Below are 21604 nucleotides of genomic sequence, written 5' to 3' on the forward strand. Positions count from 1 at the left end.
TTGTGCAAAGTCTGGAGGATGTCGCAAGTCCATTGTAGGAGCGAGCCTGCTCGCGATAGCGGCCTAACATTCAACATTGATGCTGACGGTCATGCCGTCATCGCGAGCAGGCTCGCTCCTACAAGGGATATGTGGCGACAGTCAAAACGCGGCCTTGCCCACCGAAGCACCACCATCGACAAACAGCGTCTGCCCGGTGATGAACCCGCTCTGCTCCGACAACAGAAACGTAATCGCCGAGGCGATTTCCTGTGGTTGTCCCAGACGGCCCATCGGCACGCTGGCCAGGTACCGCGCTTCACCTTCGCTGCCCGGGGGATTGTTGGCGCGGAACAGTTCGGTTTCGGTCGGCCCCGGCGCCACGGCGTTTACCGTGATACCACTTTGCGCCAGCTCCAGCGCCCACGAGCGGGTGAAGCTGACCAGTGCAGCCTTGGCCGCCGCATACGCCGTGCGCTGGGTAATCCCGAGTACCGTCAGGCTGGAGATGTTGACCACCCGGCCCCAACCCTTGGCGCGCATATTCGGCAACAGCGCCTGGGTGGCCTGCAAGGCCGAATGCAGATTGACCCGCATCACGTCGTCAAAGGTATCCAGATCGATTTCACCGAGTGCTTGCGGGCGTACCAGGCCGACGTTGTTCACCAATCCGTCGAACTCGTACGTTTGGGCCAGGTCCGCCAGTACTTCCTTGGTCAGTGCCCGGTCACTCAGGTCCATCGGAAACAGAATGCCGGGGAACGTCAGGTCGGGTTTACGGGCAATACCCACCACGCGATGGCCCGCGCGGTCCAGGTGCTCGGCCACCGCCCGGCCAATGCCTTTGCTGGCGCCGGTGATGAGAAAGGTACGTCGGGTCATGGCAACTCCTTGCAAGGGCATGCCGCCGGCCGGGCGGCACTTGAACGGGTCAGCCGCGAATCGCATCCAGCATCGCTTCAGGCTCTGGACGCTGAGTGTAATCTGGGTTGACCTCGGCGTAACGGATCATCGTCGATCCTGGGCAGACACCGGCGGAACAGGGTTGTGCGGCATAGCATTCATGCTTTTAGCGATTTACGCCGTCGCCAGCGAAGCTTTCTGCGAAACACCCAGGAACCGCAACAACGCCAGCAGTGGAAACGCGCTGCCGACGATCACGATCCACAACCAGCCGCCGTGTTCGTACACCGCGCTGGCCACCGAAGAGCCGAAGGCGCCGCCGATGAAGATGCTGGTCATGTACAGCGCATTCAGGCGGCTGCGGCTTTTGCCGTCGAGGGCGTAGACCGCGCGCTGGCCGAGGACCATGTTCATCTGCACGCAGAAGTCGAGCACCACGCCGGTCACGGCCAGGCCGATGACGCTGTAGGCCGGATGGATAAACGCCGGCATGAAACTCAGGCTGGCGAACAGCAGGGCCAGCAACGAGGCGATGCGGGTGTGACCGGCATCGGCCAGGCGCCCGGCGATGGGGGCGGCAATCGCGCCGATGGCGCCCACCAGGGCGAAAATCGCGATCTCGCTTTGCGACAAACCGTGATTGCGCGCCAGTTCCAGCGGTACGGCGGTCCAGAACAGGCTGAAGGTGGCAAACATACAGCCCTGGTAAAACGCCCGCTGGCGCAGGACCGGTTGCTTGCGCAACAGCGTCCACAGTGAGCCCAGCAATTGGCCATAGGACGCACTGTGATCAGGTTCGCGCTTGGGAATGGTCACGGCCAGCACGATGCTGATAGCCGCCATCAACACCGCGGCAAACATGAACATCGCCCGCCAGCCGAAGTGATCGGCCACCACACTGGACACCGGCCGGGCCAGCAGAATGCCGAGCAACAAACCGCCCATGATCCCGCCCACCACACGGCCACGGGTTTCTTCCGGCGCCAGATGCGCGGCCAACGGGATCAGGATCTGCACCGAAACCGAACTGAACCCCACCAACAGCGAAATCAGCAAAAACACGTTCGGCTGATCGGTGAACGCGGCGCCCAGCAGGCTGACAATCGCCACCAGGGTGGTGATGATCATCAACCGGCGGTTCTCCAGCAGATCCCCCAGCGGCACCAGGAAAAAAAGCCCCAGCGCATAGCCGATCTGGGTCAGGGAAACGATCAGGCTGGCCATGGTGTTGGTCAGGCCGATGTCCGGGGCGATCAGGCCGATGATCGGCTGGGCGTAGTAGAGGTTGGCGACAATGGCGCCGCAACAGAAGGCGAACAGCAGCACCATGCCTCGGGTCATTGTCGCGGTGCCGTGGGACACCTGGGTTGCTGGGTTCATAATGGGTCTCGCTGTACGGAAAGGAATACGCGCAGGCTAATGGGCTGACTGAAACGGCGGAAGTGGGGTTGGAGTGATAGTAATCATTCCATTGCGGAATGACTGACGAACGCGTGTGTCGCCCGTCGCAGAGCCTTGCGTCAGAACTATGCAGGTGAATGATACATTCACCTGCATCTTGTTCGATAGCGTGCTTATGTTCTCTCAGACTGTCTTTTGAAGATCGTGACCTTTGTGACCCAGGGCGCTGACGGCACGCCCACCGCTCAATCCATCTCGGCGGGCAAGGATGGCGTGACGCCGCCGATGTAGTCTTTGCAGGCCTGACCGACTATCCGAAGAAATGCCCACATTTGCCTGACAACTAGAATCAACAGGGGGATCACTTCAACGCGTCCTTTCAAGCGGGAGTCTCACGATGAAAATCGTATCTTCGCTGGCGTTGGTGGTAGCGGTTGGGTCGATCTCCGGGTGCTCGACGGTGCCTGATCGTCAGGTCACCAACGTTCCCCTGAACGCTACTTCCATCAATGCCGGGAATATCGCTCGGCCCATCATGATGTCCGACGGTAATGTAACGGTGTTCTGGTTCGCGGTCAGTGGTGAAAGCATGGGTAGTGCTTTGCCGGGCCGTTTGCAGGCTTATATCTATCCGGGCAGCTGTGCGAGCCTGGGTGCGAAACCGGCCTATGACATGAACGACGGGCCGAATGCGCGTTTCTATTCAGCGGCGTCGCACCAGTATTTCTGGAAAAGCGCACCGGTCGCCTACGAGACTCTTCGAGCGGGTGGCTATTCGTTGGTGGTGCGTGAAAGCCCGGCCGACGGGAACCAGAATATTTTCTGCGGCAATCTGAGCTGAAATGGCAGGTGAAAAAACTGTGGGAGCGAGCTCGCTCGCTCCCACAGGCGTTGCAGTGTTCAGGTAATTACTGACCGCTGTAGATCTGGTCGAAAACCCCGCCATCATTGAAGTGGGTCTTCTGCACGGTGCGCCAGTCGCCGAAGGTCTTCTCGACGGACAGGAAGTCCACTTTCGGGAAGCGGTCGGTGTACTTGGCCAGCACGGCCGGGTCACGCGGGCGCAGGTAGTTCGCCGCGGCAATCTCCTGGCCTTCCGGTGACCACAGGTACTTAAGGTATTCCTCGGCCGCCGCGCGGGTGCCTTTCTTGTCGACGGTTTTGTCGACCACCGACACCGGTGGCTCGGCTTCGGCGGAAACGCTTGGGTAGATGACTTCGAATTGATCACGGCCGAACTCGCGGGCAATCATTTCCGCTTCGTTCTCGAAGGTCACCAGCACGTCGCCGATCTGGTTGGTCATGAAGGTGGTGGTAGCGGCACGGCCACCGGTATCGAGTACCGGCGCTTGCTTGAACAGTTTGCCGACGAAGTCTTTGGCCTTGTTCTCGTCGCCGCCGTTTTTCAGCACGTAGCCCCAGGCCGAGAGGTAGGTGTAGCGACCGTTACCGGAGGTTTTCGGGTTCGGCACGATGACTTGTACGCCATCCTTGAGCAGGTCCGGCCAGTCTTTCAGGGCTTTCGGGTTGCCCTTGCGCACGATGAACACGGTGGCCGAGGTGAACGGCGCGCTGTTGTTCGGCAGGCGCGTGACCCAGTTGTCCGGGACCAGTTTGCCGTTGTCCGCCAGGGCGTTGATGTCGGTGGCCATGTTCATGGTGATGACATCGGCCGGCAGGCCGTCGATGACCGAACGCGCCTGTTTGCTGGAGCCGCCGAAGGACATCTGCAGGACGATGTTTTCGTTGTGCTCGGCTTGCCAGTGTTTCTGGAACGCAGTGTTGTAGTCCTTGTAGAAATCTCGCATCACGTCGTAGGAAACGTTGAGCAGGGTCGGTGCAGCCTGGGCGATATTGCCCAGGGCCAGGCCAGCGGCGAGAAGCGAGGCGCCAAAGAGTTTTTTCACTGCGAATTCCTTGTTCTATTAAAAGTGGGGCAATTTGCCAGCGACTATAACTGGGCTCGTTTAGTCCCTTAAAGATTAAAAAGCTCTTTGCTTATTCCAGTTTTTTGAACAATGCATTGCCACAACGGGAGCAGAACGACGCCTCGGTTTCATGGCTGTCCTTGGCACACACCGGGCAGTCGCGATGCAACTGGCCGCCACGCATGGCCGTGGCCAGTTCGGCGGTGAAGATCCCGGTGGGCACGGCGATGATCGAGTAACCGGTGATCATTACCATCGACGAGATGACCTGGCCCAGTGCGGTCTTGGGCACGATGTCGCCGTAACCGACGGTGGTCAGGGTCACGATAGCCCAGTAAATGCCCTTGGGAATGCTGGTGAAGCCATGTTGCGGGCCTTCGACCACATACATCAGAGTGCCGAACACCGTCACCAGGGTGCAGACGCTGAGCAGGAACACGAGGATCTTCTGCTTGCTGCCACGCAGGGCATCAAGCAGGTAATGGGCTTGCTTGAGGTACGGGCCGAGCTTGAGCACGCGGAAGATCCGCAGCATCCGGATGACCCGGATGATCAGCAGGTACTGGGCATCACTGTAGTACAGCGCGAGGATGCCGGGCACGATGGCCAGCAGATCCACCAGACCATAGAAACTGAAGGCATAGCGCAGGGGCTTGGGCGAGCAGTACAGGCGCAGGATGTACTCGCCGAGGAAGATCACCGTGAAGCCCCACTCGATGTACGCCAGCAGGCTGGCGTAGTTCTGGTGGACGTCATCGATGCTGTCCAGGATCACCACCACCAGGCTGGCGAGGATGATCAGCAGCAGACTGGAGTCGAAGCGTCGACCGGCAACGGTGTCGGTCTGGAAAATAATCACGTACAGGCGATTACGCCACGTGTCGTTGCTGTTCATGCACATCGCCTTGGCCGCAAATCAGCGCAGCCTAGGTTGATTCTCCCCGGGAGCGCAAGGCGCGCTTTCGACCGTGGCTTTGCCGAGCATTTGAACAACGCTGCGAATCAGCCAGCCGGCAAGAATGAACGGCGCGGTCAGCGTGGGCAGACCGATGGCGGCAAACACCGGCGTCAGCAACAGTGCCAGGCCGATGCCGACCAGCGGCAGCCACGGTTGGCGACGCTGAGCGCTGAAGGCGAGGGCGGCCAGCACGGCGTTATAGCCACCGAGGCCGAGCAGTGCGGTATAGAAGTCGTGGTTCAGCAGGCTCCAGCCCATGCCCGCGACAGAGGCCAGCAATGCCCAGCAGAAGGCGCGGCGATCAGCGATCAGCAAACCGGCGGCAATCATTGCACCAGCCAGCGGATGACCGAGGAACATCACCTGGCCGAGGCCTTTGAGTGGCGCGGCGAGCATGTTCAGGGTGCTGACTTCGATCAGATGCGGCTCTGTCGAGGGCGTGGCGAAGCACAGCAGCAGCCAGCCAAGTCCGACGAAGGGCGCGGTGTAGGCCGGCAGGCATTGGCTGAACCGGACGCGCTTGAGCCACTGCTGGGTGACCATCGCGCTCAGGCCGCCGGCGGCCAGAATCAGTGGCGGCATCATCGCCGACCAGGGGAAATACAGGCTCAGTAACAGTCCGAGCAGGACGCCGTTGTAGCTGAACAACCCGGCCTGACGATCAGCCTTGGCATAGTTGCGGCGTTGCGCGGTGAGCAGCCCGGCGACACCACCGAGCAAAGCGCCGCCGAGCAAGGCGGGCGCAGTGAACAGAATGGCCAGGACGCACAGCAGGCCGCACAGCGGATTGCGCTGGAGAAAGATCTGGCTGAAGCCGTTGAGCAAGGCTTCGGCCCAGTCGGGGCAGTGGGTGTTGAAATGGTTGGCAGGCATGGCAGTTCTGAAAGTCAGTGGGACCGGGTTGCCTGCATCGCGAGCAAGCTCGCTCCCACATTGAGTCTTTGCTCAGTCATTGTATTTGTGCCGTACACAAATCAACTGTGGGAGCGAGCTTGCTCGCGATGAGGCCGGTATGGGCGCTAGATCAATGTCTCGATGCGCAAAGAGTTAGTCGACCCCGGCTGCCCAAACGGCACACCCGCAGTGATCAATAACGTGTCGCCACGCTGCGCCATGCCCTGGGCCTGTGCGATCTCCAGTGCGGTGGAGCAGACTTCATCGACCTGACGCAGGCGGTCGTTGACCACCGAGTGCACACCCCACGCCACGCTCAGGCGACGGGCGGTCTGCAGGTTCGGCGTCAGGTTGAGGATCGGCACCGTCGGCCGCTCCCGCGCCGCACGCAGGCTCGACGCACCGGACTCGCTGTAATTGACCAGTACCGCCACCGGCAGCACGTTACTGATGCGGCGAATGGCGCAGCTGATCGCGTCGGAAACAGTCGCTTCGGCTTTCGGTCGGCTGACGTCGAGTTGAGTCTGATAGTCCGGACCGTTTTCCACCTGGCGGATGATCTTGCTCATCATTTGCACGGCTTCGAGAGGGTATTCGCCGGACGCGGTTTCCGCCGACAGCATCACCGCGTCCGCACCTTCGGCCACTGCGTTGGCCACATCGGTGACTTCGGCGCGGGTTGGCGCCGGTGAGAAGCGCATCGACTCCAGCATCTGCGTCGCCACCACCACCGGTTTGCCGAGCTGGCGGCAGGTGCTGATGATGTTCTTCTGGATCTGCGGCACGCTTTCGGCCGGCACTTCCACACCCAGGTCACCCCGGGCGACCATGATCGCGTCGCTCAATTCGGCGATCTCGCGCAGTTGTTCGACGGCCGAGGGCTTCTCGATCTTGGCCATCAGGAACGCCTTGTCGCCGATCAGGGAGCGGGCTTCACGGATGTCGTCGGGACGTTGCACGAACGACAGCGCCACCCAGTCCACGCCCAGCTCCAGACCGAAGGTCAGGTCGCGGCGATCCTTGGCGGTCAGCGGGCTCAGGTCGAGCACCGCTTGCGGCACGTTCACGCCTTTGCGGTCCGACAGTTCGCCGCCATTGAGCACGGTGGTGTCGATGGCGTCGGCGTACTTGGTCACTACCCGCAGACGCAGCTTGCCGTCGTCCAGCAGCAGGTCCATGCCCGGCTCCAGCGCGGCGATGATTTCCGGGTGGGGCAGGTTGACCCGGCGCTCATCGCCCGGCGTAGTATCGAGGTCCAGGCGCAAGGCCTGGCCGCGCACCAGTTGCACCTTGCCTTCGGCGAACTTGCCGACCCGCAGTTTCGGGCCTTGCAGGTCCATCAGGATGCCCAATGGATAATTGAGCTGGCGCTCGACTTCACGAATCCACTGGAAACGCTGGGCGTGGTCGGCGTGATCGCCATGGCTGAAGTTCAGGCGGAAGATGTTGACCCCGGCCAGCACCAGCTCACGGATGGCGTCGATGCCATCGGTGGCCGGGCCGAGGGTGGCGAGGATTTTGACCTTTTTATCAGGCGTCATGTTTAGTGCTCTCAAGGATCAGAATGGCGCGGAAGTCGTTGACGTTGGTACGGGTCGGTTCAGTGACGATCAGGGCGTCCAGCGCCTCGAAGTAGCCGTAACCGTTGTTGTTGTCCAACTCGTCGCTGGCGCTCAGGCCCAGGGCGGCAGCACGGGCGTAACTGTCCGGGGTCATGATCGCGCCAGCGTTGTCTTCGGAACCGTCGATGCCGTCGGTGTCACCGGCCAGCGCGTAGACGCCGGGCAGACCCTTGAGGCTGTCGGTCAGGCTCAGCAGGAACTCGGCATTGCGTCCGCCTCGGCCATTACCGCGTACGGTCACGGTGGTTTCACCGCCAGAGAGAATCACGCAGGGCGCCGCCAGCGGCTGACCGTGCAGGACGATCTGTCGTGCGATGCCGGCGTGGACTTTCGCCACCTCGCGGGATTCGCCTTCCAGGTCGCCGAGGATCAGCGGACTGAACCCGGCCTGACGGCATTTCACCGCCGCTGCTTCAAGGGATTGCTGCGGGCGGGCGATCAACTGGAAATGACTGCGGGCCAGGCTCGGGTCGCCGGGTTTGACGGTTTCCGACTCGGGGCTTTGCAGCCAGGAGCGCACCGAGGCCGGAACCTCGATGGCGTAGCGCTTGAGGATCGCCAGCGCTTCGGCCGACGTGCTCGGGTCGGCCACGGTAGGGCCGGAGGCGATGACCGTGGCGAGGTCGCCCGGCACATCGGAAATCGCATAGGTGTAGACCGTGGCAGGCCAGCAGGCTTTGCCCAGGCGGCCGCCCTTGATCGCCGAGAGGTGCTTGCGCACACAGTTCATCTCGCCGATGGTCGCGCCGGACTTGAGCAGGGCTTTGTTGATCGATTGCTTGTCGGCCAGGGTGATGCCTTCGGCCGGCAATGCCAGCAGGGCAGAGCCACCGCCGGAGAGCAGGAAGATCACGCGGTCGGATTCGTTCAGGTCGCTGACCAGTTCCAGCACACGCTTGGCCACGGCCAGGCCAGCGGCATCAGGCACTGGGTGCGCGGCTTCGACCACTTCGATTTTTTCGCAAGGTGCGCCGTGACCGTAACGGGTCACCACCAGGCCGCAGATTTCACCCTGCCAGCAGCGCTCGACCACCTGGGCCATGGCGGCTGCGGCTTTGCCGGCGCCAATGACGATCACGCGGCCGCTGCGGTCGGCAGGCAGATGGGCTTCGAGGACTTGTTGCGGATGCGCCGCGTCGATGGCTGTGGCAAACAGCTCGCGCAGCAATTGTTGCGGATCGACCGACATGGCGGGCTCCCGGAATTCTTGTTATTCGAAAGGGCAACTCTGATCTCTGTAGGAGTGAGCCTGCTCGCGATCCAGGCACCGCGGTGTATCAGGTACACCGCGGTGATTTAATCGCGAGCAGGCTCACTCCTACAGGTTTGAAGCGGTGTGGGGCAGGACTTACTTCTTGTCGCGAATCGAGAAGTTCGCCATGTGTTCCAGACCCTTGATCAGCGCCGAGTGGTCCCAGTTGCTGCCACCGATGGCCGCGCAGGTGCTGAACACTTGCTGGGTGTTGGCGGTGTTCGGCAGGTTGATGTTCAGCTCCTTGGCGCCTTGCAGGGCCAGGTTCAGGTCCTTCTGGTGCAGGCTGATGCGGAAGCCTGGATCGAAGGTGCCCTTGATCATGCGCTCGCCGTGCACTTCGAGGATCTTCGAGGACGCGAAACCGCCCATCAGTGCTTCACGCACCTTGGCTGGATCGGCACCGTTTTTCGAAGCGAACAGCAGGGCTTCAGCCACGGCCTGGATGTTCAGGGCCACGATGATCTGGTTGGCCACCTTGGCGGTTTGACCGTCGCCGTTGCCACCGACCAGGGTGATGTTCTTGCCCATGGCCTGGAACAGCGGCAGGGCGCGTTCGAAAGCGTCGGCATCGCCGCCGACCATGATGCTCAGGGTCGCCGCCTTGGCGCCGACTTCACCACCGGATACCGGGGCGTCGAGGTATTGCGCGCCTTTTTCGTTGATCTTTGCCGCGAAAGCCTTGGTGGCGGTCGGCGAGATCGAGCTCATGTCGATGACCACTTTGCCCTTGCCCACGCCAGCAGCGATGCCGTCGGCACGGAACAGCACGTCATCGACCTGTGGGGTATCAGGCACCATGACGATGATGAACTCGGCTTCCTGGGCGACTTCCTTCGGGTTCGCCAGGGCAACGGCGCCAGCGGCGACCAGGTCGGCAGGCGCAGGGTCGTGGTGGGCCGACAGGAACAGGCTGTGACCGGCTTTCTGCAGGTTCGCCGCCATTGGGTGGCCCATGATGCCGGTGCCGATAAATCCGATTTTAGCCATGAGAAAATCCTCTTGTTTTTATTGCTGCTTCAAGCAAATAGGGGAGTGCTGCTTTTTTGTGGGAGCGAGCTTGCTCGCGATTGCGGAGTGCCAGGCGACATAGATGTTGGATGTGCCGGCCTCATCGCGAGCAAGCTCGCTCCAACAGGGATTTGGGTCAGATTGCGTTATGGGTTTTCAACCAGCCCAGGCCCGCTTCAGTGGTGGTCAGCGGCTTGTATTCGCAACCGACCCAGCCCTGGTAACCGATGCGGTCCAGGTGTTCGAACAGGAAGCGGTAGTTGATTTCACCGGTACCTGGTTCGTTGCGCCCCGGGTTGTCCGCGAGCTGCACGTGGTTGATCTCGCCCAGGTGCGATTGCAGGGTGCGGGCCAGATCGCCTTCCATGATTTGCATGTGGTAGATGTCGTATTGCAGGAACAGGTTGGCGCTGCCGACCTGCTCGCGAATCGACAGGGCTTGCGCCGTGTTGTTCAGGTAGAAACCCGGAATGTCACGGGTGTTGATCGCTTCCATCACCAGCTTGATACCCGCCGCTTGCAGCTTGTCGGCCGCGTACTTGAGGTTGGCGACGAAGGTTTTCTCCACGGTGGCATCGTCAAAGCCCTGCGGACGTATACCGGCCAGGCAGTTGACCTGGGTGTTGCCCAGCACTTGCGCGTAAGCGATGGCCAGGTCGACACCGGCACGGAACTCTTCGACCCGGTCCGGCAGGCACGCGATACCGCGCTCGCCCTTGGCCCAGTCACCGGCCGGCAGGTTGAACAGCACTTGGGTCAGACCGTGGGCGTCGAGCTGGGCCTTGATTTCGGCGGAGCTGAAGTCGTACGGGAACAGGTATTCGACACCACTGAAGCCGGCCTTGGCGGCCGCTTCGAAACGGGCGAGAAAGTCCTGTTCGGTGAACAGCATGGACAGGTTGGCTGCGAAACGCGGCATGGTGGTCTCCCGTAAATGTGTGAGTGCCCCCTGTAGGAGCGAGCTTGCTCGCGAAAGCGGTGGTTCAGTCAACATCACTGTTGGATGTGAAGCCGCCTTCGCGGGCAAGCCCGCTCCCACAGTGGGAGCGATCAGCTATCAATCAAGCAACGAAATCGCAGTCGGTGCGTCGTCGCCAACCAGCGCCAGGTCTTCGAATTCGTTGACGGCGTTGATCTCGGTGCCCATGGAAATGTTGGTCACACGCTCCAGGATGATCTCGACAATCACCGGCACCTTGAACTCTTCGATCAGCTCCTGGGCCTTGCGCAGGGCAGGCTGGATCTGGGACGGTTCGAACACACGCAGTGCCTTGCAGCCGAGGCCTTCGGCAACTGCGACGTGGTCGACACCGTAGCCGTTGAGTTCCGGCGCGTTCAGGTTGTCGAAGGACAGCTGCACGCAGTAGTCCATGTCGAAACCGCGCTGCGCCTGACGGATCAGGCCCAGGTACGAGTTGTTCACCACAACATGGATGTACGGCAGCTTGAACTGCGCGCCCACCGCCAATTCCTCGATCATGAACTGGAAGTCATAGTCCCCCGACAGGGCCACGACTTTACGGTTCGGATCAGCCTTGACCACGCCCAGTGCTGCCGGAATGGTCCAGCCCAACGGGCCGGCCTGACCGCAGTTGATCCAGTGGCGCGGCTTGTAGACGTGCAGGAACTGCGCGCCGGCAATCTGCGACAGACCGATGGTGCTGACGTAGCAGGTGTCTTTGCCGAACACCTGGTTCATCTCTTCGTAAACGCGTTGCGGCTTGACCGGCACGTTGTCGAAGTGAGTCTTGCGCTGCAGGCTGGCTTTACGCTGCTGGCAGTCTTGCAGCCAGGCACTGCGGTTCTTCAGCTTGCCGGCGGCTTGCCATTCGCGAGCGACTTCGATGAACACGGTCAGCGCGGCAGCGGCGTCGGAAACGATGCCCAGGTCCGGGGTGAACACGCGGCCGATCTGAGTGCCTTCGATGTCGACGTGGATGAACTTGCGGCCTTCGGTGTAGACGTCAACGGAGCCGGTGTGACGGTTGGCCCAACGGTTACCGATGCCCAGCACCACGTCCGACTTGAGCATGGTCGCGTTGCCGTAGCGGTGCGAGGTCTGCAAGCCAACCATACCCACCATCAGTGGGTGATCGTCCGGGATGGTGCCCCAGCCCATCAGGGTCGGGATGACCGGGATGCCGGTCAGTTCAGCGAACTCGACCAGCAGATCGCTGGCATCGGCGTTGATGATGCCGCCACCGGCGACCAGCAATGGACGCTCGGCCTGATCCAGCATGGCCAAGGCTTTTTCAACCTGAACGCGGGTAGCGCTCGGCTTGGCCAATGGCAGCGGCTGGTAAGCATCGATGTCGAATTCGATTTCGGCCATCTGCACGTCGAACGGCAGGTCGATCAGCACCGGGCCTGGACGGCCGGAGCGCATTTCATAAAAGGCCTTCTGGAACGCATAAGGCACCTGGCCCGGTTCCATGACGGTGGTTGCCCACTTGGTCACTGGCTTGACGATGGTGGTGATGTCGACAGCCTGGAAGTCTTCCTTGTGCATACGGGCGCGGGGTGCCTGGCCGGTGATGCAGAGGATTGGAATCGAGTCGGCCGAGGCGCTGTAGAGCCCGGTGACCATGTCGGTACCGGCAGGGCCGGAAGTGCCGATGCATACGCCGATGTTGCCGGCCTTGGTGCGGGTGTAGCCCTCGGCCATGTGCGAGGCGCCTTCAACGTGGCGAGCGAGTACGTGATCGATGCCGCCGACCTTTTGCAGGGCGGAGTACAGCGGGTTGATGGCGGCACCCGGGATGCCAAAAGCGGTATCGACCCCTTCACGGCGCATCACCAGAACGGCGGCTTCGATTGCTCTCATTTTGCTCATGGTTTTGTGCCTCTTTACGTTTTGTAATTGTATACAAGTGGCTTTGCGCAGAGTGTATTCACGGCGGACGGCGCAGGTCAATCCATTTTCTCAAGCGCTTGTTTCATTCGTCGGAAGCCCGTTCTGCTGTGGCTTTTCGTCGCATGTGGCGCCTTTCGAGAATTATTGTATACAAAAAAATAATTCATTGTGTTCTATTTGTTGCATCGGGCTGCGACGCAAGCGCGCACTTGTGCCGCAGCCCACCGACTTTCCGAAAAACAAAATGAGGACGGCACCATGAGCGCTTTAACCTTGAAAGTCGCAGTCAACCTGGTCAACGAGGCCATCACCGCAGGGCGTGCAATCGCTGCGGCACCCTTGACCATTGCGGTACTGGATGCCGGAGGGCATCTGATCACCCTGCAACGCGAAGACGGCGCCAGCCTGCTGCGTCCGCACGTCGCCATCGGCAAAGCCTGGGGCGCCATCGCACTGGGCAAGGGTTCACGCCTGCTGGCGCTGGACGCCCAGCAACGCCCGGCGTTTATCGCCGCGTTGAACAGCCTGGGGCAGGGCAGCGTCGTGCCGGCACCGGGTGGTGTGCTGGTTCGCGATCAGGACGGGAACGTGCTGGGGGCGGTGGGGATCAGCGGCGATCTGTCGGATGTCGACGAGCAGTGCGCGATCAATGCCATCGAGGCGTTGGGGTTGGTGGCGGATGCGGGGGTGGCGGCTTGATCTGTAGCGCCTGATCTAATGCCATCGCGAGCAGGCTCGCTCTTACAAGGATCGATGGTGCTCACATATTTTATGTGCGCCAACAGACCCTGTGGGAGCGGGCTTGCCCGCGATTGCTATCGACGAGACACATCCAGCTAAAAGTCTGCATTACCTTCCAGCATTTCCGGGGCTAGCCTTCTCATGACTTCATCATGAGAGTGGCAAGGGAATGCCTTATTCACCTGCTTCACATCGCCTGCGCACGGGGCGCTATGCCGAACCCAATCGAATCTATTTACTGACCACCAATACGCTTGGCCGTGAACCGGTTTTTGCCGATCACGCTTTGGGCAGATTGGTGGTGCATCAGTTTCGGCAGGCACAAAGCCTGGGATTGGCAAACTCATTGGCTTGGGTTGTCATGCCTGACCATTTCCACTGGTTGGTGGAATTGGAGAAATGCTCACTCAGTAGTCTGATGCGGAAAACCAAGTCACTCACTACTCGGGAGGTGAACCTTTCCAGTGCCAGGCGCGGGCCACTCTGGCAACAGGGATATCACGATCGAGCACTGAGGCGAGATGAGGATTTGGTGAAGATGGCGCGGTATGTTGTGGCCAATCCGTTGCGGGCTGGGCTTGTAGAGCGTCTTGGCGAGTATCCGTTGTGGGATGCGATTTGGGTCTGATCCACTCCTGAGTTGCCACCATCGCGGGCAAGCCCGCTCCCACAGGGATATGTGTCGTTCACAGAATTTGAATTCAACACTGAAAACTGTGGGAGCGGGCTTGCCCGCGATTTGGATTCACTCATTCTACCGCTCCGGCTCACACCCCTTGAGCACCAACCGGATAATCGTCTGTGCCGCCGCTTCGTAATCTTCTTCATCCAGCCGGGCCTTGCCGGTGATGGCGGTGATTTGCCAGTCGAAGTCGGCGTAGGTCTGGGTCGCGGCCCAGATGCTGAACATCAGGTGGTTGGGGTCGATGGGGGCAATTTGGCCGCGGTCGATCCAGGTCTGGATGCACTCGATATTGTGTTTGGCCTGGCCATTGAGCTGTTCGACCAGATCGCTGCTCAGGTGGGGGGCGCCGTGCATGATTTCGCTGGCGAACACCTTGGAGGCGAAAGGCAGGTCGCGGGAGATGCGGATCTTCGAGCGAATGTAGCCGCTGAGCACTTCACCGGGCTCGCCGTCCGGATTGAACGGGGTCGAAGCCTGCAGGATGGGCTCGATGATGCTTTCCAGAACCTCGCGGTAGAGGTTTTCCTTGGACTTGAAGTAGTAGTAGACGTTGGGCTTTGGCAATCCCGCCTTGGCTGCGATGTCGCTGGTTTTGGTCGCAGCGAAGCCTTTGTCGGCGAATTCCTCACTGGCGGCACGCAGGATCAGTTGTTTGTTGCGCTCGCGGATAGTGCTCATAAACCGGGTGATTCCTTGCCTGTTCTGGCGGTTGCGCATGGTATCACCGGCCTCGCGCGGCGCTCAAGAATGCACCGAAGGCTCTTGTGTCGCGCTATGCTGCTGCGCATTCATTGCAGAAGGAAACCCGATTCATGGCAGGAAGCAGTTTGCTGGTGCTGATCGACGACATCGCGGCCGTGCTGGATGACGTGTCCTTGATGACCCAAATGGCCGCCAAGAAAACCGCCGGCGTACTCGGCGACGACCTGGCACTCAATGCCCAGCAAGTCAGCGGCGTGCGTGCCGAGCGGGAAATCCCGGTGGTCTGGGCGGTCGCCAAGGGTTCGTTCATCAATAAACTGATCCTGGTGCCGTCGGCGCTGGCGATCAGTGCATTCATTCCGTGGCTGGTCACACCGCTGTTGATGGTCGGTGGCGCCTATCTGTGCTTCGAAGGCTTCGAAAAACTCGCCCACAAGTTCCTGCACAGCAAGGCTGAAGACGTCGCCGAGCATGCGCAGTTGGTCGAGGCCGTGGCCGACCCTGCCACCGACCTGGTGGCGTTCGAGAGGGACAAGATCAAAGGCGCGATCCGTACCGATTTCATTCTTTCGGCGGAAATCATCGCCATCACCCTCGGCACCGTGGCCGGCGCTCCATTGACCCAGCAAATCATCGTGCTTTCGGGCATTGCCATTGTCATGACCGTCGGCGTTTATGGCCTGGTAGCGGGTATCGTCAAGCTCGACGATCTGGGCCTGTGGTTGACCCAAAAGCCTGGGCAGATGGCGAAAAGCATCGGCGGCGGGATTCTGCGTGCGGCACCGTACATGATGAAAAGCCTGTCGGTGATTGGTACGGCGGCGATGTTTCTGGTGGGCGGCGGGATCCTTACGCACGGTGTGCCGGTGGTGCATCACTGGATCGAAAGTGTCGGTGCGGCGGCGGGTGGCGGCGGGTTTGTCGTGCCGGTGTTGCTCAATGGCGTGGCGGGGATTGTCGCAGGGGCGGTGGTGTTGGTTGGCGTGATGGCTGTCAGCAAGATCTGGAAGACGCTGAAGGGCTGAAGGCAACACATAACAACTGTGGGAGCGAGCTCGCTCCCACAGTGTTTTTCGGCTGCCTTATTTATTCGGCGATCTGCAACTTGCGCGCTTCGGTGTACACGTAACGCACTTTCTCGTACTCGAATGGCGAGTTCATCTGGCCATAGCGGAAGTTGGTCTGGTGGCGCTTGTCGATGCCGCGCAGGATCCAGACTTCCGGATGGTTGGAGCTGACTTCGGCGACGTTGAGGAAGTTGATCGCATTCTCGGCCGTGTAATCCACCGCCAGGCCGCCGGTGTCACGCAGGTTCGACGGACCGAGGATCGGCAGCATGAAGTAAGCGCCGGCCGGTACGCCGTAGAAGCCAAGGGTCTGGCCGAAGTCTTCGCTCTGGCGCGGCAGGCCCATGGCGGTGGCCGGGTCCCACAGGCCGGCGATGCCGATGGTGGTGTTGAGCAGCAGTCGCCCGGTGGTTTCCAGCGAGCGCTGGCCCTTGAGTTGCAGCAGGCTGTTCAACAGGTTCGGCACGTCGCCAAGGTTGTTGAAGAAGTTGCTGACGCCGGTACGCAGGAAGCTCGGAGTGACGTAGCGGTACCCATTGACCACCGGCAGGAACACCCATTGGTCAAAGCGGTAGTTGAAGTGATAGACGCGCCGATTCCACTCTTCCAGCGGATCGTAGACGGCCAGCGCGTTGAGCGTCGAACGCTCGAACTCGCGCTGATCCAGGCCCGGGTTGAATTTGAGTTTGCTCAGCGGCTCCTTGAAGCCATCGCTGTCGACGACCACGGGGGCATTGGCCTTGCTGTTGTCGGCATTGGCGACGCCTGCACAGAGTAACGCTGCGAAAAGCAGGAGATATTTAGCCACGGAAGAACTCCAGCATGGCGTCGCTGTTGACGCGGTAGTTAATGTTGCCGCAGTGGCCGCCGTACGGGTAAACGGTCAGGCGATCACCGAAGGTCTTGCGCAGGAAGCCCAGGTCGCCAGGGCCGAGGATCACGTCATCGGCGTTGTGCATCACAGCGATTTTCGGGCTTTCGTGCAGGTAGTCCTTCAGCGCATACAGGCTCACCTGGTCAATCAGTTGCAGCAGGCTGCCGCCGTCGGTGCGGGCGCGCCACATCGGGATCACTTGTTCAGTGATGTAGCAGTCGAAGTCGCATTGCAGCGCACGCTTGAGGAACGGCGTGAGGCTGGTGCCCTCGGTGATCGGGAACTTGGGTGGGGTGATCAGGCCGCGACGGTTGATCAGGTCCGAAGTGAAGGCAATGTCGGCCGCCGAAAAGCGGAACGAGGTGCCGATCAGCATGGCCATCTGTTCGTTGGTCAGGTGTTGCTTGGACTGCTGGAAGTCGTAGAGCAGGGCGTCGTTGAGGTCGATGTAGCCCTTCTGCTGGAAGTAGCGGGTCAGTTTGTTCAGTACCAGTTCATAGAACGTGGTGCTGCTGTTGATGCCCTTGACTTCCGTTTGCACAAGCTTGTCGAGGTTGGTGATCGAGGTGTAGAGGTTGACCGGCGGGTTGAGCAGCAGGACTTTCTTGAAGTTGAAGCTGCGGCGGGTTTCGTCCAGGTGCGCGACGAAAGCGGCGTCCAGTGCACCCAGGCTGTACCCGGTCAGGTAGTAATCGGTGACCGGCATTTTCGGGTTCTGTGCCCGTACGGCCTGCATCACCCGGTACAGGTCTTCGGCGTCTTCCTTGGTAACACCCGGCGTGGCGAAGCGTGATGCGGCGCTCATGAAGTCATAGCTGGTGGGCGATGACAACTGCACCACGTGGTAGCCGGCTTTGTAATAGAGCTTCTTCAGGTATTCGTTCAGGGTGCTGTCATAGCGCGCGCCGGTGCCTGCGATCAGGAAAATCAGCGGTGCGGCGTGATCCTGCGTGGCAATACGGTAGTCGAGTTTCTTGACCGCCCAGAAATTGTCCGGCAATTCGAACGCACGTTCCGGGCGCAAGGTAACGCTACGCACCGTCTGATCGATGTCGTTGTCCAGAGGCAACTCCGGACGCAGGTCCGGCGGCGTGGTCGCGATGGTCGCCTCGAACGGGTTGGTCAGGGGGTAGCCATAACTGGCGGCGTCAATGTCGACCGCCAGTGCGGACGCACTCAGTATAAGGCTGCCAAACAGGGCAGCGAAGCGCAAGGAACGGAGCATGACTAGATCCCTTAGAAGAAGGTGCCGAATGAATTTCGCAGGCTATGACCACCGGATTTGCGCCAAAGTGCCAACCCTCGGCACCAAACAGGCCTGATTTCGAAGTAATAGTAGCTGGACGATACACTTTGCAGCGATTGAATGACCAGTTAACAGTTGTTATCGCTTGCGAAACCCTTGAGGGCGATTAAGCTGGCCGCCGTTTTTCGCCAATTGGAGTGTTTCATGTCCCGCCGCCTGCCCGTGATCCTGCTGCTTGTTTTACAGCCTGTCTGGCTGGCCGCCAGTTATGGCGCACGTTACAGCTTCATGGAGGATGCGCAGTGGGTCGGCATTTGCGTGGATGAAGCGAGTCGTTGGGAATGCCAGGTGCGTTCGAACCTGGGGCTGATGATTCACTTCGCAGTCCTTGGATGGGCTGCGTTGGCGGCTGCGATCGTCGGCTTCGTTGTGCCTGGGCGGGCAGGGTGGTTGCTGGCGGTGCTGGCGCTGGTGTTCGGGTTTCCGGCGCTGGCGTTGTACAACACCACGCTGGCGGTGTTTGCGGTGGTGATAGCGGGGTTGCGGTTGGTTCGGGCTTCCCGGAGCGCCTGATAGTCCGTCATCGCGAGCAAGTCGGATCGCCGCACCGTCGCTCCCACAGTAGATCTTCAGTGAACACAAAATTTGTGTGCGACAAAGATCAATTGTGGGAGCGAGTTTGCTCGCGATGAGGCCGGTCGGGTCGCTAAAGAGTTAAACCTTGCGAACCCGCAGGCAACGCCACAACGCAGCCACCATCAACACACTCACCAGCGCCCAGCCCCAGGCCTGCTGGTTCTGCAAGCCTTCGCGGAACAGCTGTGGTGCAATGCCGGCACCGATGATGAAGGTCAGCAATGCAATCTCGCGGCGCGGCACGTTCACCGGGCGGCACAGATACACCAGCGCCGGCACGATGAACGCGACACTCGGGAAGCTGCGATAACGTGGATCGAGCACCAGTTCCAGCATCATCACGGCTGCCGCGAAACCTGTCGTTGCAACCAGCCAGCCAGCACGGCGCTCAAGCAGGTTGAAAGCCCGTCCGCGCCAACCGCCACGAGGGCTCAGTGCCAGCGCGGCATGGGTCAGCACCAGCAGATTCAGAGCGGTCAGCAATCCGACCCATAGCCATTCACTGGTAAAGCGCGTGGTCACCCGTGCCAGGTCGCCCCAGGCGCCAATCGAGCACGCCGCCAGCGCACCGAGCAGGGGTAGCACCAGTGCCGAACGCGTCGTGCGGACCCGGCCACCGAGCAGCAAGGTACCGATGAAGATCAAGCCGCCCACCGCCAGCCACTGCGACCAGTACGGTACGTTTGTCACTGGCCCGGCCAGCACGCCCTTGTCCTGGCGATCGGCGTCGAATAGCCCCCAGTAACCCCCAACCGCACCCTCACTGGCGCGTTTCCAGGGCTGGTCGAAGGCTTCGATCAGGTTGTAATGCCAGCCCTGTTGCTCGGCCATGGCGACAAAGCCGCGAATGAATCGGGCTTCGTTGACCCGGCTCGGCAGGGCGGTTTCACGCTGGCGACCTTCGCTTGGCCAGCCGGTTTCGCCGATCAGCACATCCTTGGGCGCGAACTTGTTGCCGAACACCTGGCGTACGTCGGCCACGTGTTGCAGGGCGGCGTCGATGTTCGACGGATCATCTTCCCAGTACGGCAGCAAGTGAATGGTCAGGAAGTCCACGGCGGGGGCGATTTCCGGATGCTTGAGCCAGAACTCCCAAACGTCGGCGTAGGTGACAGGCTGTTTGACCTGGCTCTTGACCTTGTTGATCAGCTTCACCAGTTGCGCGCCAGTGACTTCCTTGCGCAGCAGGGTTTCGTTGCCGACGATCACCGCGCTCACCACATCCGGGTTGGCGTTGGCCGAGGCGATCAGCAGGTCGACTTCTTTCTCGGTGTCCACCGGGTTGCTGTTGACCCAGGCGCCGATCATCAGCTTCAAGCCATGCTTGCGCGCCAGATCCGGCAGGGCTTCGAGGCCGGTCATGGAATAGGTGCGGATACATTCGAAGCTTTTGGACAGCAGCGCGAGGTCGGCATCCATACGCTCGGGGCGCAAGTTGAATGGCACGTCAAACGGCGATTGATCCTTGTCGAACGGGGTGTAGGAGGCGCATTGCAGTTTGTGCGTCGCGCTGGCGACGTCCGGCAGGATCACCGGTTTGCCGAGGCCGTACCAGAATCCGCCAAGGGCAAACAGCCCGAGCAGGCAAGCGAATAGATAAGCAGCAAAAGGGAAGCGGGAGATCGCGGACATGGTCAGGCCGTGTGGGAACAAAGCGGCGCATGTTACCTGCATTTACCGCGTGCTTGGTGGCCTGCATGATTTTGACATGCAAAGTTCGGGCGGATTGGCGGGGGGTGTTTGTTGCGCTGAGGATTAATGGCTTTCTGATGTCGTTTCTCGATGCCTTGAGGTCGCTGGCAGAGCAGGTCGCCATGAGCGTCAGGTTGATTATCGCAAGTGTCAGTACTCCGCTGATGTTCGAACGAGTTTGCGGTGGGCGTGATGGGGGCGCTGTGCACCATAACAATACGTTTAAGCGACTCGGCATCCGTCGAGCGCAGCACTTTCGGGGAAGTAACGATGAAGATGCGACGACTCTTGGGCGCAGGTGCGGCTTTGGTGCTGGCGATCAGTTCGACCGTGGCGAGCGCGGCCGGCAAGGACGTGACGATCGGTTATGTCGACGGCTGGTCGGACAGTGTCGCCACGACCAACGTGGCGGCTGAAGTGATCAGGCAGAAACTCGGTTATGACGTGAAGCTGCAAGCCGTCGCTACCGGGATCATGTGGCAGGGCGTGGCCACCGGTAAACTCGACGCCATGCTGTCGGCCTGGCTGCCGGTGACCCACGGTGAGTACTGGACGAAGAACAAGGATCAGGTCGTCGACTACGGCCCGAACTTCAAGGACGCGAAAATCGGCCTGATCGTGCCGGAGTACGTCAAGGCCAAGTCCATCGAGGACCTCAAGACCGACGACACCTTCAAGAACCGCATTGTCGGCATCGACGCCGGTTCAGGCGTGATGCTCAAGACCGACCAGGCAATCAAGGACTACGACCTGACCGGCTATCAACTCAAGGCCAGTTCCGGCGCTGGCATGATCGCCGAGCTGACCCGTGCCGAGAAGAAAAACGAATCCATCGCCGTCACCGGCTGGGTACCGCACTGGATGTTCGCCAAGTGGAAACTGCGCTTCCTCGAAGACCCGAAAGGCGTGTACGGCGCGGCTGAAACCGTGAACAGCATCGGCAGCAAGGGCCTGGAGGCCAAGGCGCCGGAAGTGGCCAAGTTCCTGAAGAACTTCCAGTGGGCCTCCAAGGACGAAATCGGTCAGGTCATGCTGGCGATTCAGGACGGTGCCAAGCCTGAAGCCGCTGCGAAGGATTGGGTCGCCAAACACCCTGAGCGTGTGGCTGACTGGATCAAGTAACAATCGCCTCGCTTTAACCTGTGGGAGCGGGCTTGCT

General features: G+C 60.7%; 20 protein-coding genes. 6 read left to right on the forward strand and 14 right to left on the reverse strand.

Annotation, left to right across the window (positions count from 1 at the left end; genetic code table 11):
• Positions 1–141: 141 nt before the first annotated feature.
• On the reverse strand, positions 142–861 hold the full coding sequence (locus tag AABM52_RS08100) for an SDR family oxidoreductase (RefSeq protein ID WP_347911245.1): 720 nt from the start codon (positions 859–861) through the stop codon (positions 142–144).
• A 195-nt stretch (positions 862–1056) separates the two neighbouring features.
• The gene (locus tag AABM52_RS08105) at positions 1057–2262 is read right to left on the reverse strand and encodes an MFS transporter (protein ID WP_347911246.1); all 1206 of its coding nucleotides are present in this window, start codon (positions 2260–2262) and stop codon (positions 1057–1059) included.
• Positions 2263–2680: 418 nt separating this feature from the next.
• Here AABM52_RS08105 and AABM52_RS08110 point away from each other — a divergent pair, with 418 nt between their 5' ends.
• Positions 2681–3124, forward strand: a complete 444-nt coding sequence (locus AABM52_RS08110; RefSeq protein ID WP_347911247.1) for a hypothetical protein — start codon at positions 2681–2683, stop codon at positions 3122–3124.
• 67 nt (positions 3125–3191) lie between these two features.
• Here AABM52_RS08110 and AABM52_RS08115 read toward each other — a convergent pair whose 3' ends face one another.
• The 8 genes from AABM52_RS08115 to gcl all read right to left on the reverse strand — a co-directional run bounded on the left by AABM52_RS08115 (position 3192) and on the right by gcl (position 12781).
• The gene (locus AABM52_RS08115) at positions 3192–4190 is read right to left on the reverse strand and encodes a sulfate ABC transporter substrate-binding protein (RefSeq protein ID WP_046037670.1); all 999 of its coding nucleotides are present in this window, start codon (positions 4188–4190) and stop codon (positions 3192–3194) included.
• Between the two features lie 91 nt (positions 4191–4281).
• Complete coding sequence (locus tag AABM52_RS08120; RefSeq protein WP_347911248.1) at positions 4282–5106, reverse strand: ion transporter; 825 nt, start codon at positions 5104–5106, stop codon at positions 4282–4284.
• A 21-nt stretch (positions 5107–5127) separates the two neighbouring features.
• Positions 5128–6042, reverse strand: coding sequence for an urea transporter (locus tag AABM52_RS08125; protein ID WP_347911249.1), 915 nt, complete (start codon positions 6040–6042; stop codon positions 5128–5130).
• Between the two features lie 146 nt (positions 6043–6188).
• Positions 6189–7604, reverse strand: coding sequence for a pyruvate kinase (gene pyk, locus AABM52_RS08130; protein WP_347911250.1), 1416 nt, complete (start codon positions 7602–7604; stop codon positions 6189–6191).
• Positions 7594–8874: a glycerate kinase gene (locus tag AABM52_RS08135; protein WP_347911251.1), complete on the reverse strand. Its 1281-nt coding sequence runs from the start codon at positions 8872–8874 to the stop codon at positions 7594–7596. Before AABM52_RS08135 ends, pyk begins: the two co-directional genes overlap by 11 nt.
• 159 nt (positions 8875–9033) lie before the next feature.
• Positions 9034–9927, reverse strand: a complete 894-nt coding sequence (locus AABM52_RS08140) for a 2-hydroxy-3-oxopropionate reductase (protein ID WP_151213349.1) — start codon at positions 9925–9927, stop codon at positions 9034–9036.
• A 157-nt stretch (positions 9928–10084) separates the two neighbouring features.
• Complete coding sequence (hyi, locus tag AABM52_RS08145) at positions 10085–10867, reverse strand: hydroxypyruvate isomerase (RefSeq protein ID WP_046037664.1); 783 nt, start codon at positions 10865–10867, stop codon at positions 10085–10087.
• A gap of 138 nt (positions 10868–11005) precedes the next feature.
• Positions 11006–12781: a glyoxylate carboligase gene (gcl, locus tag AABM52_RS08150; protein ID WP_347911253.1), complete on the reverse strand. Its 1776-nt coding sequence runs from the start codon at positions 12779–12781 to the stop codon at positions 11006–11008.
• 279 nt (positions 12782–13060) lie between these two features.
• Here gcl and AABM52_RS08155 point away from each other — a divergent pair, with 279 nt between their 5' ends.
• Entirely contained in the window at positions 13061–13501 is a 441-nt protein-coding gene (locus tag AABM52_RS08155; protein WP_015096201.1) for a heme-binding protein, read from the forward strand.
• 211 nt (positions 13502–13712) lie between these two features.
• On the forward strand, positions 13713–14171 hold the full coding sequence (locus AABM52_RS08160; RefSeq protein ID WP_347911254.1) for a transposase: 459 nt from the start codon (positions 13713–13715) through the stop codon (positions 14169–14171).
• Between the two features lie 126 nt (positions 14172–14297).
• Here AABM52_RS08160 and AABM52_RS08165 read toward each other — a convergent pair whose 3' ends face one another.
• The gene (locus tag AABM52_RS08165) at positions 14298–14906 is read right to left on the reverse strand and encodes a TetR/AcrR family transcriptional regulator (protein ID WP_015096199.1); all 609 of its coding nucleotides are present in this window, start codon (positions 14904–14906) and stop codon (positions 14298–14300) included.
• Between the two features lie 134 nt (positions 14907–15040).
• On the opposite strand from AABM52_RS08165, the gene AABM52_RS08170 reads away from it, so the two are divergent.
• On the forward strand, positions 15041–15955 hold the full coding sequence (locus AABM52_RS08170; RefSeq protein WP_347911255.1) for a DUF808 domain-containing protein: 915 nt from the start codon (positions 15041–15043) through the stop codon (positions 15953–15955).
• A gap of 61 nt (positions 15956–16016) precedes the next feature.
• On the opposite strand, the gene AABM52_RS08175 is transcribed toward AABM52_RS08170, so the two are convergent.
• Positions 16017–16805, reverse strand: coding sequence for a VacJ family lipoprotein (locus tag AABM52_RS08175; protein ID WP_347911256.1), 789 nt, complete (start codon positions 16803–16805; stop codon positions 16017–16019).
• Positions 16798–18096: a serine/threonine protein kinase gene (locus AABM52_RS08180; protein ID WP_347911257.1), complete on the reverse strand. Its 1299-nt coding sequence runs from the start codon at positions 18094–18096 to the stop codon at positions 16798–16800. The genes AABM52_RS08175 and AABM52_RS08180 overlap by 8 nt, the downstream gene beginning before the upstream one ends.
• Positions 18097–18321: 225 nt before the next feature.
• Here AABM52_RS08180 and AABM52_RS08185 point away from each other — a divergent pair, with 225 nt between their 5' ends.
• Positions 18322–18690, forward strand: coding sequence for a hypothetical protein (locus AABM52_RS08185; RefSeq protein ID WP_347911258.1), 369 nt, complete (start codon positions 18322–18324; stop codon positions 18688–18690).
• 141 nt (positions 18691–18831) lie between these two features.
• Here AABM52_RS08185 and AABM52_RS08190 read toward each other — a convergent pair whose 3' ends face one another.
• Positions 18832–20427 carry a beta (1-6) glucans synthase gene (locus AABM52_RS08190; protein ID WP_347911259.1) on the reverse strand — a complete coding sequence of 532 codons (1596 nt, stop codon included), beginning with the start codon at positions 20425–20427 and terminating at the stop codon, positions 18832–18834.
• A 288-nt stretch (positions 20428–20715) separates the two neighbouring features.
• On the opposite strand from AABM52_RS08190, the gene AABM52_RS08195 reads away from it, so the two are divergent.
• Positions 20716–21567, forward strand: a complete 852-nt coding sequence (locus AABM52_RS08195) for a glycine betaine ABC transporter substrate-binding protein (protein ID WP_347911260.1) — start codon at positions 20716–20718, stop codon at positions 21565–21567.
• Positions 21568–21604 lie beyond the last annotated feature (37 nt).

This window comes from Pseudomonas grandcourensis (assembly GCF_039909015.1).
Lineage (GTDB): Bacteria > Pseudomonadota > Gammaproteobacteria > Pseudomonadales > Pseudomonadaceae > Aquipseudomonas > Aquipseudomonas grandcourensis.